This is a genomic window from Flavimaribacter sediminis (assembly GCF_019492055.1).
Taxonomy (GTDB): Bacteria; Pseudomonadota; Alphaproteobacteria; order Rhizobiales; family Rhizobiaceae; genus Flavimaribacter; species Flavimaribacter sediminis.
Genome location: NZ_JAICBX010000001.1, coordinates 1,267,250 through 1,281,982 on the forward strand (window position 1 = coordinate 1,267,250; position 14,733 = coordinate 1,281,982).

13 protein-coding genes are annotated in these 14,733 nt (G+C 58.5%); 6 read left to right on the forward strand and 7 right to left on the reverse strand.

Features of this window, described 5'->3' with window-relative positions; all coding sequences use genetic code 11:
* Nucleotides 1-38: 38 nt before the first annotated feature.
* From K1W69_RS06045 to K1W69_RS06055, 3 genes are read left to right on the forward strand one after another with little or no spacing between them, the layout of a single operon-like run.
* Nucleotides 39-2,024 carry a TRAP transporter permease gene (locus K1W69_RS06045; protein ID WP_220227396.1) on the forward strand — a complete coding sequence of 662 codons (1,986 nt, stop codon included), beginning with the start codon at nt 39-41 and terminating at the stop codon, nt 2,022-2,024.
* 42 nt (nt 2,025-2,066) lie between these two features.
* On the forward strand, nt 2,067-3,116 hold the full coding sequence (gene gtdA, locus K1W69_RS06050; protein ID WP_220227397.1) for a gentisate 1,2-dioxygenase: 1,050 nt from the start codon (nt 2,067-2,069) through the stop codon (nt 3,114-3,116).
* A gap of 42 nt (nt 3,117-3,158) precedes the next feature.
* A complete protein-coding gene (locus tag K1W69_RS06055; protein WP_220227398.1) occupies nt 3,159-4,013 on the forward strand; it encodes a fumarylacetoacetate hydrolase family protein in 855 nt (284 codons plus the stop codon).
* 7 nt (nt 4,014-4,020) lie between these two features.
* Here K1W69_RS06055 and K1W69_RS06060 read toward each other — a convergent pair whose 3' ends face one another.
* The 6 genes from K1W69_RS06060 to dctP are packed head-to-tail and all read right to left on the reverse strand — an operon-like array spanning nt 4,021 to nt 10,604.
* The gene (locus tag K1W69_RS06060; protein ID WP_220227399.1) at nt 4,021-4,488 is read right to left on the reverse strand and encodes a (2Fe-2S)-binding protein; all 468 of its coding nucleotides are present in this window, start codon (nt 4,486-4,488) and stop codon (nt 4,021-4,023) included.
* Nucleotides 4,485-5,306, reverse strand: a complete 822-nt coding sequence (locus K1W69_RS06065; protein ID WP_220227400.1) for an FAD binding domain-containing protein — start codon at nt 5,304-5,306, stop codon at nt 4,485-4,487. Before K1W69_RS06065 ends, K1W69_RS06060 begins: the two co-directional genes overlap by 4 nt.
* The gene (locus K1W69_RS06070) at nt 5,303-7,651 is read right to left on the reverse strand and encodes a xanthine dehydrogenase family protein molybdopterin-binding subunit (protein WP_258570819.1); all 2,349 of its coding nucleotides are present in this window, start codon (nt 7,649-7,651) and stop codon (nt 5,303-5,305) included. Before K1W69_RS06070 ends, K1W69_RS06065 begins: the two co-directional genes overlap by 4 nt.
* A 27-nt stretch (nt 7,652-7,678) precedes the next feature.
* Nucleotides 7,679-8,998, reverse strand: a complete 1,320-nt coding sequence (locus K1W69_RS06075; protein ID WP_220227401.1) for a TRAP transporter large permease — start codon at nt 8,996-8,998, stop codon at nt 7,679-7,681.
* A complete protein-coding gene (locus K1W69_RS06080; RefSeq protein ID WP_220227402.1) occupies nt 8,991-9,482 on the reverse strand; it encodes a TRAP transporter small permease subunit in 492 nt (163 codons plus the stop codon). Before K1W69_RS06080 ends, K1W69_RS06075 begins: the two co-directional genes overlap by 8 nt.
* 54 nt (nt 9,483-9,536) lie before the next feature.
* Nucleotides 9,537-10,604 carry a TRAP transporter substrate-binding protein DctP gene (gene dctP / locus K1W69_RS06085; protein WP_220227403.1) on the reverse strand — a complete coding sequence of 356 codons (1,068 nt, stop codon included), beginning with the start codon at nt 10,602-10,604 and terminating at the stop codon, nt 9,537-9,539.
* Nucleotides 10,605-11,304: 700 nt separating this feature from the next.
* On the opposite strand from dctP, the gene K1W69_RS06090 reads away from it, so the two are divergent.
* From K1W69_RS06090 to K1W69_RS06100, 3 genes are all read left to right on the forward strand, one after another.
* Nucleotides 11,305-11,976 carry a L,D-transpeptidase gene (locus K1W69_RS06090; protein WP_370688191.1) on the forward strand — a complete coding sequence of 224 codons (672 nt, stop codon included), beginning with the start codon at nt 11,305-11,307 and terminating at the stop codon, nt 11,974-11,976.
* A gap of 132 nt (nt 11,977-12,108) precedes the next feature.
* Nucleotides 12,109-13,179, forward strand: coding sequence for a GGDEF domain-containing protein (locus tag K1W69_RS06095; protein WP_220227404.1), 1,071 nt, complete (start codon nt 12,109-12,111; stop codon nt 13,177-13,179).
* A 38-nt stretch (nt 13,180-13,217) separates the two neighbouring features.
* Nucleotides 13,218-13,625, forward strand: coding sequence for a response regulator (locus K1W69_RS06100; RefSeq protein ID WP_220227405.1), 408 nt, complete (start codon nt 13,218-13,220; stop codon nt 13,623-13,625).
* A gap of 28 nt (nt 13,626-13,653) precedes the next feature.
* Here the strand turns inward: K1W69_RS06100 and K1W69_RS06105 are convergent, their stop codons facing one another.
* Complete coding sequence (locus K1W69_RS06105; protein WP_220227406.1) at nt 13,654-14,730, reverse strand: PAS domain-containing sensor histidine kinase; 1,077 nt, start codon at nt 14,728-14,730, stop codon at nt 13,654-13,656.
* Between the last annotated feature and the right edge of the window lie 3 nt (nt 14,731-14,733).

Genomic DNA, 14,733 nt, shown 5'->3' on the forward strand with positions numbered 1-14,733 from the left:
ACGTTTCAAGATCAACCGATCCAGTTGGAGCCATCGCATTGGCCGATAGTGAAAGAACAGCAGAGCCAGTCATTCAGCCGGGTCTGGATCCTGAACCCGAACTGCCGGCGCGTCCGGCGGTTCGGATCGTATCGGCCACTCTGGGCGCATTGATCGCCTTCGCTGGTCTGGCATGGGGCGCCAATCTCTATCGCATGGTCGGGTGGAACTTTCTCGCCGAGCAGTTCCTGGCCGCCGTGCTCGGAATGGCTATTGCAGTGGTCTTCGTCATTCGCCCGTTGCGACGCGACGATCCCACCGGCAACCCGGCCTGGTATGACTGGGTTCTTGCAGCCATCGCGCTGGCCAACGGGCTCTACGTCGCAGTCGAATATCCGAACATATTGTCGACGTTCTTCAATCTTCCGCTCGACGGTCTGATCGCCGCGTGGATCTTCTTTCTGCTCGTCATCGAAGGCTTGCGTCGGACGTCCGGTTGGTCGCTGGTGATCGTCGTGCTCGCTTTTACCGCTTATGCGCTGGTCGGCCATCTGGTCGGCGGCGACCTGCAAACGCGCGAGGTGGAGCTGAACCGGATGATCCTCTATCTGGGGGTCGATACCAGCGGGCTATTCGGTCTCGTCCTTCTCGTCGGCGTGACCGTCGTCATTCCGTTCGTCTTCTTCGGGCAATTGCTGTCATCATCTGGCGGCGCTGCTTTTTTCAACGATATTTCGCTGGCCCTGATGGGACGTTTTCGCGGAGGCGGCGCAAAGATTTCGGTACTGGCTTCTTCGCTGTTCGGGTCGATCAACGGTATCGTCGTTTCCAACATCCTGGCGACCGGGGTCATTACCATTCCAATGATGAAGAAGGCCGGCTTCCGCCCGGAAAAGGCTGCGGCCATCGAGGCCAGCAGTTCCAACGGCGGCCAATTGATGCCGCCGGTCATGGGCGCAGTCGCGTTCCTGATGGCCGACTTCCTGCAGATATCCTACGCCGACGTTGCAATTGCGGCGCTCGTTCCCTCGCTGCTTTATTATCTTGCGCTTTTCATCCAGGTTGATCTGGAGGCTGCGAAGGACGGCATCATGCGTGTTCCGGCGGCGCAGATTCCTCGTTTGTTGAAGGTTTTCGCCAGAGGAAGCGCGTTCTTCCTGCCATTTGCGGTCCTGATCTACGCTCTGTTCTGGCAAAATCGCGAAGCCGAGAACGCCGCCGTCTTCGCCTCCATCGCCGTGATGCTGGTCGGATTCGTTCTTTCCTATAGCGGAAGCCGTCTGACGATCCGCGAGGTCTGGAACTGCATCGTCCGCACAGGACTCTCATCCGCCGATATCATCATGATCGCGGCAGCCGCCGGCTTCATCATGGGCATCCTGCAATATACCGGGCTCGGCTTTGCGTTGACGCTGCTGCTGGTGAAACTCGGCTCGGGCAATGTGTTCCTGCTTCTGGTGATCGCCGCCGTCATGTGCATCATTCTTGGCATGGGCATGCCGACGCTGGGCGTCTACGTGCTGTTGGCTGTTCTGATTGCGCCAGCGTTGATCGAGGTCGGAATCTCTCCGCTCGCCGCCCACATGTTCATCCTCTATCTCGGCATGATGTCCTTCGTAACGCCGCCGGTAGCCATTGCCGCCTTCTTTGCCGCGACTTTGGCCAAGGCGGATCCTATGAAGACCGGATGGGCCGCGATGCGCTTTTCCTGGCCGGCCTATATCGTGCCATTCCTTTTCGTATTCTCACCGTCACTTCTGTTGCAGAGCACATCGCCGTTGGGGATCGCCGTGTCGCTCGCGACCGCCGCCGCCGGAGTGTGGATCGTTTCTGCAGGCATGATCGGCTTCGGGTTTCGCCACATGACGCCGACGACGCGCATGGCAGCCATTATCGGCGGCGGCCTGTTGCTGTTGCCGCCGGAATTTGCCCCCTGGGCGCCTTACGCAAATATTGCCGGAGTTCTGATCGCTGCTGGAGTTTTGACGATGGAGTTTCTGGCTCGAAAGCGGAACGTCGCATCGCGCGGCGCGCCAGCGGAATAACATCGCCTTCTACCGGGCGCTTTGTATGAAAGAGGTATTGCTATGGTTACGAAGACATCCGCATCCGACAACAAGCAGCAATTCTATGACCGTCTGGCGCCCCAGAATCTGGCGCCACTGTGGGAGGTGCTCAAAGGCCTCTTGCCAAGCGAACCGAAGTCGAAAGCTGTGCCGCACCACTGGAGCTACGCCGATGTTCGGCCATTGCTGCTGGAATCGGGCCGATTGCTGACAGCGCAGGAAGCCGAGCGCCGCGTTCTGGTTCTGGAAAATCCTGCGATGCCGGGACAATCGCGCGCCACGGCGACGATGTATTCCGGTATACAGCTTATCATGCCGGGTGAGACCGCGCCGGCTCACCGGCACACGCCCTCGGCGCTGCGCTTCATGCTGGAAGGCGAGGGCGCCTTCACGGCGGTCGGCGGCGAGCGCACAACGATGCGCAAGGGGGATTTCATCATTACGCCTTCCTGGGCGTTCCATGATCACGGTAATGAGGGCAATGATCCCTGCGCCTGGCTCGACGGTCTCGACCTGCCGTTGGTTCAGTTCTTCGAAGCAGGTTTCAACGAGCACTACAATGACGACCGCCAGTCGATCACGAGGCCGGAGGGCGACGCGCTCGCCCGCTTCGGCTCCAATATGTCGCCGCTCAAGCCAGAGAGCCGTTACGGGCTGACGACTCCGATCTTCAACTATCCCTATGAGCAGACCAGGCAGGCGCTTGTCGATGTCGCTCGCTGCGGCGATCCAGATCCTCATGAAGCAATATCGATGCGCTATTCCAATCCGCTGGACGGCGGTTGGGCAATGCCCACAATGTCCGCCTGGATGATCCATGTGCCAAAGGGTTTTAATACCATGCCGATCCGCTCCACCGACGGTATCATCATGTGTCTCGGCGAGGGATCAGCCACGGTGACGACCGGCGACAAGTCCTTCGATCTTTCGGAAAACGATGTCGTTGCTTGTCCCGGCTGGACCTGGCGCAGCTTCAAGGCGAAGGAGGACAGTTTCATCTTCTGCTTCTCCGACCGCGTCGCACAGGAAAAGCTCGGCCTCTTCCGCGAAGAACGCCGCGACAACGCCTGACCGACAAGACAATAAAGCCAGATTTATCAGAAAGGTACCTGCATGCGCTTCTGCCGCTTCAACGACGATCGCCTTGGCGTGGTCGAGGGGAACACCATTCGCGACGTCACCGCAGCGGCGGACGCGCTTCCGGCCTTGAAATGGCCGGCGCCGCGCGGTGACCACTTCTTCAATCATTTCGACCTGATGCGGGCGAAGATGGAGGAGACGGCTGCTGATGCGCCGACGCTGGCTGTTGATGAGGTCAAATTGCTCTCGCCGGTCGCCAATCCCGGCAAGATCGTCGCGGCGCCGGTCAATTATCAGCTGCACCTTGATGAATCGCGCGTGGACACGCAGATCAATTTTGGCTCTCAGGTGAAGACCATCGACGACTACGGCGTGTTTTTGAAAGCGCCCAGTTCGATGATCGGCGCAAGCGACGTCGTCATGGCCGACTGGCCGGACCGCCGCATCGACCACGAGATCGAATTGGCCTTTGTCATCGGGAAAAAGGGCTTTCGAATCAGCGAGGAAGACGCGCTTGATCATGTCGCCGGCTACATGATCGGTCTCGACATGACGATCCGCGGCACGGAGGACCGCTCTTTCCGAAAGTCGCTCGATACATTCACGGTATTCGGGCCACACATCGTCACCGCTGATGAACTCGGCGATCCGGACAATCTCGATTTCGAGCTCAAGATTGCGGGCGAGACGCGACAGAAATCAAACACATCGATGCTAATTTGGGGTTGCCGCAAGTTGATCGCCTATGCGTCGAAGGCGTACACGCTCTATCCCGGCGACATTTTCATGACCGGCACGCCGGAAGGCGTTGCGCCCGTCCAGTCCGGCGACGTCATGCATGCCTGGATCGATCGCATCGGTGAAATGTCGGTGCGCGTATCGGCTTAACCGGCATTCAAGCGTTCTTTTCCGCGATGCATCGTTCGATCGCACGCACGATGCCGCGGTATCCTGTGCATCGGCACACGCAGCCGGCCAATGCGGCGCGAATCTCGTTCTCGTCGGCGCGGTCCAGTCGGCTTACGATATCGTAGGCCGTCGCCAGCATGCCGGGCGTGCAATATCCGCACTGTAAAGCGTGTTCCTCGCGAAACGCTCTTCGCAGGCGCGACATCAGCTTGTTGTCGTCATAGCCCTCGACGGTGGTGATCTCGACGCCATCGCAGGAGGCTGCCATGGTGATGCAGGACCGGATCGGCATTCCATCCATCAACACAGTGCAGGCGCCGCAGGCGCCGTGCTCGCATCCCAGATGTGTGCCTTTGAGTGAAAGGCGTTCGCGGAGAAAATCGGCAAGGTTCAGTCGGGGGTCGATTTCCGTGCTGACCTGTCTGCCGTTTACGGTGAGTGACAGTGTGGTCACGTTCGAACCTCCTCGATCGCGCGCCTCAGGCACACAGTGTGAATCTGTGTTTCGTACCGTCCGAGTGAGCCAATTGTTCGGGTCACCGCATCCCGTATCGCGTCGTCGTCGACATCGCCGTCCTGGAGCGCTGTTTCGAGCAAGGTAAAACGTTGCGGGCCGCCAATGGCGCTACTACCCGCCACCACGCGGCATAAACCGCTTTCCGGATCGTGGACAGCGGCAGCGATGGCCTCGCCGAAGGCTCCGGCTTTCTTGCGCATCTTTTGGAAGGACCAGCGTAGTTTCGGCGAGGCTTTTGGTATGCAGATTGCAGTCAGTATCTCGTCTTCCTGCAATGCCGTCGTAAAGACATCCACCATGAATTCATCGACAGGGAGCTTGCGACTTCCGTTTGATCCGGCGATCTCCACATTGGCGCCAAGCGCGATCATAGCCACCGGCCAGTCGGCTGCAGGGTCGGCATGGGCAAGGCTGCCTCCAATCGTTCCCCGGTTTCGTATGGCTCGGTAGGCAATGTTGCCGGCGACATGGCCCAGCATTCCGCCGAAGTAATCTCCCGTTTGGCCGTCCTCTATGCGCGCATGGCTGACACTGGCGCCCAGGCGCACGTGGTTTCCCGCATCTTCGATCGCTGCCAGTTCCTGAATAGCTCCGATGTCGACGAGCGTTTCGGCAAAGGCCACACGCAGGTTCAGCATGGGAACCAGCGATTGGCCGCCTGCCAGGACGCGCGCTGCGCCATCGCCTTCGGCAAGAATGGCCAGGGCCGCCTGCACCGTATCCGGCCTGTGGAATTCAAGAGCCGGCGCCTTCACTTTGTTGTCTCCAAATCGGCTTTGGCGCGGTCCTGCGCGTCAAAGATCGCTCCGAGAACGCGCTTCGGCGAAGCTGGCACGGCGCACAATTCTGCTCCGAGAGGCCTGAGCGCGTCGTTGATCGCGTTGACCACGGCCGCCGGCGGCGCGATGGCGCCGCCTTCACCGACGCCTTTCACGCCGAACCGCGTGTAGGGCGATAGCGTTTCACTGTGATCCAGCCGGATCATTGGTGTCTCGGCAGCGGTCGGCAGCGAGTAATCTGCGAATGTCGTCGCCAGCGGCTGCCCCTGGTCGTCGAACGGCGATTCTTCGAAAAGACCGGTGCCTATGCCCTGAACGACGCCGCCGAGCACCTGACCGTCGACGATCATCGGATTGACCCGCGTTCCGCAATCATCGACTGCGACGTAGTCAAGCAGCTCGACGGTTCCCAGTTCCGGATCGACAGAAACCGTCGCGGCGTGAGCAGCGTAGGCGAAGGGACCCTTGTCGCCATCGGGTCTGTAGCCGCCCGTCACCTCCAGCCCGTCGCGTAATACGTCCTCGGGAAGTTCGTAGGGTCTGAAATGCCAGGTCTCTGCCGCTTCCGCGATCATCATCGTGGCCGAAGGTCCTTTCAGAAGCCCTTCTTCCAGGCGCACATTGGCGGTTTCGCACTGCATCAGGTGGGCGGCGATTTCCCGGAGTTTGACCGCGATCTTGTCGCAAGCGGCGGCGACCGCGCCGCCAGTCATCACGACGGCGCGCGAGGCGTAGGTGCCGGTCGAAAACGGCGACAGGCCGGTGTCTCCATGCCGCAGAATGACGCGTTCCGGCTCTATTCCCAGAACCTGGCTTGCGATCTGGGCCATGGTCGTTTCCATACCTTGGCCATGCGACTGCACACCGACGCGCAATTCCAGACTGCCGTCCGGTTGCATAAGCGCAGCAGCCTGTTCGAAACCGGGCATCATCGGTATGCCTATATGCGAGATGGTCGATGTCGAGACGGCGGTATGTTCGGTGTAGACGGCGTAGCCCGTGCCCAGTAGTCGTCCGGGGGCGGGTGTCTGTGGCGCGTCCGCAACCATCTCCATTGCGCGGCGCAGACAGGCCGGATAGTCGCCGCTGTCGTATTCCTTGCCTGTGATCGCCTTGTAGGGCATCGCCTCGGGTTTCACGAGATTGTCGAGCCTGACTTCGGCAGGGTCGCGTCCGACTGCCCGGGCGACCGCGTCCATGGTGCATTCGATTGCGAAACAGGCGCCTGGCCTCGCCACCGCACGGTAGGGCGAGAGGGGTGGTTTGTTGGTCACGACCGTTTGCGTTCTGACGCGGTAACCTCCAATGTCGTAAGGCCCTGTCAGAATGCCGCTTGCCTGTATCGCATCGAAACCGTTGGTGTGGGGCCAGACGGAATAGGCGACGCCATCCGTGGTCAGTTTCGCGTCGATTGCAAGAACACGCCCGCGTTGGTCCGCATAGGCGGTCATTTCATAGCGGTGCTCTCGGGCGTTCGCCCCGGCGGTCAGATGTTCGAAACGGTCTTCAAGCCAGCGCAGCGGCCGGCCGGTTTTCAACGCAAGCGCAGCGACAATGACCTCTTCCGAATGAAGGATCGCCTTGTAGCCGAATCCGCCGCCCACGTCAGGCGCAATGACCCTGATCTGCCGTTGCTGCAGTTCAAGGGCCTGGCACAGGGCGGTCCGTATCTGGTGCGGAGACTGCGTCGAGGAATAGACCACAAGTTGGTCGTCGCGCTCGCTCCAGTAGGCCAGCACTCCTTTTCCTTCCAGCGGAACCATGGCCTGACGGGCCATGTCGAGCACCCGGGTCACCTTGACCGGCGCTTTGGCGATGATCTCGTCAATTCCGGAGTCAAAGCCGGTTTCCATCGAGACATTGCTGTCCCAATCGTCATAGAGCCTTGGACCATCCTCCGACAGCGCGTCATCCATTGACGCGATGACAGGCAACATTTCGAAATCCGGCGCCAGCATCTCGACCAGATCCTCCGCCTCCGCCCGGGTAGGGGCGATGCAGGCGGCGACGATTTCTCCGACGTAGCGTGTGCGGTCCGAGGCGATCGGCGGCGCTGCGACAATACGATGACGCGGCACTTTGGATGCCGGGGCGACGAGCTTCACATCTGACAGATCAGCAGCCGTGAAAACACGGTCGGCAACGTCGTCCGGCGTGTCGATCGACGCTATGCGGGCGTGCGCCAGAGGCGAACGGAGGAAAGCCACGTCACTCATTCCCGGAATTTCGATGTCGCCAATGAAGCGGCCACGTCCCTCCAGGAATCGCGCGTCTTCCCGGCGCAATATGGAAGCGCCTACGCCTGTCTCTTTAATCGTCATGCGGCCTCCTGCTTCATACTGTCCTCATCAGAAACCTACGAACGAGGTAAGCCAGGTCGCTGTTCCCGGCAAAAGGAACACGACCAGAAGCACCAGAAGCTGACAAAGCACAAACGGCATGACGCCGAAGGCCATCTGCCGGTAAGTCATGTCCGGAGGCGCGATGGACCGCAGGTAGAAGAGCGAGGGCGCCATCGGCGGCGTGAGATAGCTGGTCTGGATCGCGACAATTGCAAGGACGCCGAACCAAATGGGATCGATGCCGGCGGCCCTGAGCAGCGGATCGTATATCGGCACGCATATCAGTACGATGGAGATCCAGTCGAGCACGAATCCGAGCAGCATGATGATGAGAAGGATCACGAGAATCGTCTGGTTCGGCGTCAGGTTCATCGCGTCTAGAAAACCCTGAATGAGCTGTCGGCCGCCATTTGCCTGGAAGATCGATGTGAACATCGTGCCGCCGACCACGATGAGCATCACCATGGCGGTTATGACCAGTGTCGCGCGCGTCGCCATCCAGAGAACAGAAGCTTTTAGCTCACCATAGAGCAGGGTCAGCAATATCGTCCCAAGCGCGCCGACGCCGGCGGCTTCGGTCGGCGCGGCTATCCCCGCCATAATGGAGCCGACGACGGCGAACACCAGCGCAAGGGCAGGCAGGAGCGATACGGCTGTGATGCGAAGTTTTTCGTTGAGCGGTATGGCCAGTTCTTCGGCGGCGAGCGGCGGACCATCCTGCGGTCTTACGGCGCAACGCAGCAGCGCATAGCCAAGGAAGAAGGCGACCATGAGCAGGGAAGGCAGCAGGATGGCGGCGAACATGTCGCCGATGGAAACCTGCGCCTGCGTCGCATAGACCACGACGACGATCGAGGGCGGGATCATTGTGCCGAGCGACCCGCCCGCGCATATCGTGCCGGCGATCAGATCGTTGGAGTATCGATATTTCTGCATGGCGGGGATCGCCATCATGCCAACCATGACCTCGACAGCGCCGACTATGCCGGTTCCGGCGGCGAAGATCGCGCACATGGAAATCGCCGCCAGCGCCAGTCCGCCAGGAAGTCGTCCGAGCCAGAGGCGCATCGCATCGAACAGGCGCACGGCGATGCCCGAGCGTTCAAGCATTGCGCCCATGAACACGAATAGCGGGATCGCCGCGTAGGTCGGATTGGAGGCGACGGAATCGAGAAATCGAAAGAGTTGATTCGGCGCGATATCTCCGAAGGAAAGCAGCGCGAAACCGAATGCCGTTGCGATGAGGCTGAAACTAACCGGCAAACCCAGAAGGATCAGGGCGAACAGCGCCGGAAACATCAATCCGGCCATGAGCGGATCATGCATGCCGTTGGGCCGCCTTTGTAAAGTCGCGAATTGCAGTCACGAGAATCTGCAGTGACAAGGCCGCCAAGCCAATGGAGATGACGCTGTAGAATGGCCAGAGCTTTGGCGCAAATGCGCTTACCGGGTCCACCGAGCCGCGCTCATAGGCGCTGATCGCCTTGTTCGCCGCCACCCAGCTGATCGCCGTGAACGCCGGCAACGCAACGCACGCCATCAGCAATCCGGAGATCAGGCAGCGAAGTCGGTCGGGCAGCATCTGCGCCAGGAAGTCGATGCTGACATGGCCTTTTTCCTTGAGCGCGAAGGCGGCGGACAGGACGAACAAGGCGCCGCCAAGCATATAGGTCATGTCGCTTGCCCATAGGGTGGGCGCATTAAAAACATAGCGGCAGACCACTTCATAGATCATTACGCCGATCAGCAAAATGACCATGACGCCGGCGACCACAGCAAGCGCGGAAGACAACCGATCAATGATCTTCATTGGCGAACCCCACAATGCACAAGGCCGGCGCAGGGCGCGCCGGCCTCATTGCGCTTATTTGCCGTCGATATGCTTGTAGGATGTGCCGTCGGCATAGAGATCCTGGAACGCAAAGTAGCTTTCGCCAATTTTCTCCATCCAGTCATTGCCATCGGCCGCCTGTTCTTCAGCCTTGGCCATCGCCCAGGTGCGTCCTGCTGCGGTGATCGCGTCGGTCACCTCTTTGGGAAGAACTTCCATGGTGTTGTCGCCGGCCTTGAGTTCCTCCATAGCAACAATATCCTGCATTCCCGACTGTAGATAGCTTTCAAACACAGCGAGTTTTGCGGCGGTAGTCACAACGTCCTTCAGGTCGTCGGGCAAAGCGTCCCAGGTTTCCTGCTTCACGATGAACTCGTTGATGCCGGCGGGGAAATGCAATCCCGGACCGATAATGAACTTGGCGGCCTTCTGCAGTCCTGCGATCTGATTGTCTGCGGGACCCGACCACTCGGCTACATCGACGCCTCCGCGATCGAGCATCTGGTAGACTTCCGAGCCGGTGACGAAGACCGGCGCCGCACCGAATTCATCGGCCAGGATCGACGCCCAGCCGCCTGCTGCGCGGAATTTCAGACCTTTGAGATCCTCGACGGAATTGATTTCCTTGTGCGAATGCCAGAGTTCCGTGCCAACGACGCCGCCAACAAGTGAGTGAAGGCCAAGGGTGTCGCGCTTGAATTCCGTCAGGAGGTCCTGGCCGCCGCCTTCATAGAGCCAGTAGAGCATTGTTTCCGGGCCCATGCCGCCCGGGTGACCGGCGTAGAATGTGTTGGCCGGATCTTCGTTGACGGCATAGAGCGGCGTAATCATTGCTGCATCGGCGGTGCCGTCCAGCACCGCTTCGTAATTCTGGGTGGCCGGCGCCAGAACGCCGACGGGGTAGGGCTCGATGACCAGTCGCCCCTCCGACAACTGGTTTACCCGATTCGTGAAGGGTTCGACGATGTTCTTCCACAATCCCCACGTTTCGCCGGCATAACTGGACATGCGCCATACTATGGGGTCGTCCTGCGCCAGGGCCTGGGAGGCAGGCAAGAGGGTCGAGGCGACGATAAAGGCTGCCTTGAGGGTATGTTTCATTGATCTCTCCTGTTGAGTCTGGTCTCCAGCGATGGAGGTGTGGCATTCTCGTGTTGTTCGAGACTGACGCGGGGAGCCCCGAAAAGTTTCTGGGGCGTCGGCAACTGCTTCCGGCGAATTGGACTGGGACAGTTTCGCTTCATGCCGTGGCCTGGGTGTCAGTTCCGTTATTTGTATTATTGTTCCGAATATCGACGCATATGGTGGTTTTGTAAACCGCCTCAATGGCACGTATTTCCGGCATATTGCACAAATTTACGTCAGATATAATTGGCTGTATAGTGCGGTATTTTGCGAAAATAGCTGTTTTTACAAGATAAATTACTTTCTGCGAAAGTTCCTGCGGTTTTGCGTGTCGTGCAGTGAGTTAGTCGCGAGTTTTTTTCGCTCGCAATTGGTGTTTCTAATAACGGAACAAATGACTGGTTGTGACTGGGAGGATGCGGTTGCTGACGCCTATAGGATGCGCCAACGGATCATCGGCGGTTTCAACGCAGATCTCCATCGAAACAATTCAAAGGCTGCTGGTTACCGATTTTCTTGTCTCAAGATCTGGCGGTAGATACGAAAAATGAGAGGGGGCTCGGAACCCCGTCATGAAATCGAGCGTTTCTAGGAGGAATATTCAATTTTAATCCGTTTTCCATATCCCCTCATTCCGAGGCGAAGTGGAAGACCAAGGCCCAAGGCAAAGAAAAGAGTGAAGCGTAGAGAGTTTCTTGCAGGCGGCGCAAGCCTGCTCGGTCTGGCGGCGGCAGGATGTGTGTCGGCTCCGGGGCCATTGCCGGACAGACAGGGATATGGCGTCAACGCCGGAGTTCCGTCTTATTACCGATCTTTGTACGGGCCGATGCCACAGGAACGCTTTCCTGTTCCGGCTGTTGATTTGAGCCAGGTTCCGGAGCGATTCTGGCGCCGGGAAGTCGACTACTACGCAGGTTATCCGGTCGGTTCCCTTGTCGTCGATACGAATGAATTTTATCTGTATCTCGTACAGCCGAACAGCACGGCGATACGCTACGGCGTGGGCCTCGGACGCGCCGGTTTTTCCTGGTCCGGCAATGGCTACATCGAATGGAAGCAAGCCTGGCCGACATGGACGCCTCCCGCAAGCATGATCGCCAGACAGCCGGAACTCGCCAGGTGGAGCGCCGAGAACGGCGGCATGCCGCCCGGTCTCGACAACCCCCTCGGCGCGCGCGCGCTGTATATATTTCAGAACGGCAAGGACACGCTTTACCGGATTCACGGGTCGCCTGAGTACTGGTCGATCGGTCGGGCGGTTTCCAGCGGCTGCGTGAGACTGATGAACCAGGATATCGTCGACTTGTACAATCGAGTGCCCGTCGGTTCAAAGTTGATGGTCATCTGACGTAATAAAGAGGAATAACCTTCTTGAGACGACGTATCCGGGCGCCTGGGTGGAAATGAAGCTGAGGGACTTGGTATAAAAATCTTAATAACGGAGAAGTATTCCAGTACAGTATGCTTCTGAGTGCAGGAGGTGACGCTGGAAAAACTTCTCTACGCCTATGCATGCCTTCTGGCGGTTTTAACTCTCATGGCTGCGACCAGCGCCAGTTCTGACAAATGGCCAACCGGGCGCGCGTTTCGCTATGTGGCGCTGAACGCCGCAATTCTCGCATCCTTTGCCGTCAATCTGGCTATAACATCCGCTGCGGGAATACCCGCGGCAGGGCCTCTTGCCTTTCATGGCGCCTTGATCCTGCTCTATGTCTCGTATCCTGTCGCGGCGACCGCGATCGCGTTGCTGGTGGCGTACATTGTCCTGGCGAAAAATTCCGAGCTTTCGATTCTCGTAGAACTCGTCCCGATGTTGGGCGTTGCTCTGACGCTGAGAGTGATCGGCCGGGACACTTATCGGGTCACCTGGCCGGTGAAAGTGGTGTCTATTGCCGCCGCCGCGGCGCTCGCTTCCATTGTCTCTACAATCCTGTCCGGCGCGTCTCTGCAGGTCGTCATTGGCAATTTTGTAATGACTGCGCTGGTCGTCTCGGCAGGCGCCTATTTCTTTGAACGAGAGAAAGCATTGCGCGATCGTCGAGCCTATTGGCGGGAAAGAGCGCAAACAGACCATCTGACGACGCTCTATAACCGCAGTCGTTTCGAACGCGACATCTCTGTTCTGGTGGAAAACAACGATGTTGGCCTCCTGCTCATCGACGCCGACAATTTCAAGATGGTCAATGATCGGTTCGGGCACGAGGCGGGTGATATCGCGCTTACCCACATTTCGCAGGTGCTGTACAGCGAATTGGCGGATCCCCAGAAGGCCTATCGCATAGGCGGGGAGGAATTCGCCGTCATCATCTGCGACAATTCCAGCGCGCGAATCGTCGCGATTGCGGAAAGCATTCGGGGCAAAATCGAGACGAGTTCTCTGATCGTCAATGGCCAGTCCCTCAAGATGACCGTTAGTATAGGTCTGACGCTTGGGAAGAAAGGCGATAGTCCGGCTGAAGTCATGCGACAGGCCGATAAAAGTCTTTACCGGGCAAAGGATCGCGGCAGAAACTGTGTCGATGTATTTGAAGAGGCGCGCTCCGCAGCGTAGCGGTTCTCGCCCAATCCATATTCAGAAGGTAATCCAATTTGGAACCGAATAGTGAGCAATCAGGCAAGTCGATCCTCATCGTGGACGACGATGCATTCGACAGAAGCCTGATAACGCGCAATTTGCGGACGGAACTGCCCAATTATGATCTGGTGGAAGTGTCGGACAGCAGTCAGGTGATCTCCGCAATGGAGCATCGCCGGCCCAAACTGGTTCTCCTCGACATCTGGATGCCGTCGCCCGACGGTTTCGAGGTGCTTGAGGCGATCAGAGCCAGCAAGGAGTATGCGGAATTGCCGGTCATCATGCTCTCGAGTTCGACCAATCCGGTAGACAAGAGCAGAGCCAAGTCGCGCGGCGCCAATGGATATGAGGTCAAGCCGGCCAGTCTCGCAGGATACAGAACGCTCGCGAAAGCGGTGTCCGCCCGCTTGCAGGAAGGCTAGTTTTTCGACGAACGCTTTGGCGCGTTGCCTAGATAATCTGGCCAGGTATCTGGAAGCAGATAGTCGCGCCTTTGTCGAATTCGGAATCGTCGACCCAGAGAGTTCCGCCGCGCACCTCGATCAGTTGCTTTACGGCGGCGAGGCCGAATCCATGGACGGCGCCTTGCGCGTCTGAATGCGGTGCGCCCCCGATCGGATGGTCTTTCGATCCGAAACCCTTGCCGTCGTCCGACACCTTGATCACGAGCCATTCGCCGTCTCTGTCTGCAATCTCGTCAACGAGAACGGCGACGCGCGATTTGGAGAACTTGATGGCGTTGTCCAGCAGATTTCTCAAAACAATCTGGAGAGCCGCCTTGTCCGTCGTTACCTGGCAGTTCGGGAGGGAAACTGATTTCTTGGATAGAGGATCAAGTATAGCCACCAGATCCGAGCAGATATGCTGCAGATCGACTGTCTGGTGAGGCGCAAGGTCCAGCGTCAGCGACCGCGCATAGGACAGCATGTCGTCGATCTGGGACAGCGCCTTTTGAGTCATGTCGCCGGCCTTGGCCAATAGCTCGGTCTTGCCGTCGCCCAGATCCTCGAAACCTTCGCTAATCATCTCGACAATCAGGCCGATTTGGCGCAATGGCCCCCTCAGATCATGGGCCGCAGTCGACGTGAACAGCGAAAGATCATCGTTCAGGGCTTTGATTTTTGCGTTGCTCTCGGCCTGCTTGAACTGGGTTTCCTTGAATTCGGTGATGTCGGTCGCGATACCGATAATTCCGGTTATCACGTCGCCCGTTCGGATCGGCGACAGCGTTGTCTGCCACCATATCGGACCTGTCGAAAGATCGATATTTTCCTCATAGGTGTACGCCGCATTGCTGCTCAGACATTTGCGGTAGTTTTTTGTTATCGTGTCGGCGGTCCGCGCAGGCAGGAAATCGTATGGAGATTTGCCGAAAACCTCCTCCTGCTTCAGGCCGCTCATCTGTTCATGCCTGCGATTGAGCTTTCGAAACTGAAATTTTTCGGCGGGCAGAACATCGAGCACGAAGATTGGCACCTCGATGGAATCGAGGATTTCTTCCGAGTAGATCACGGAGGACATCGTCATGCG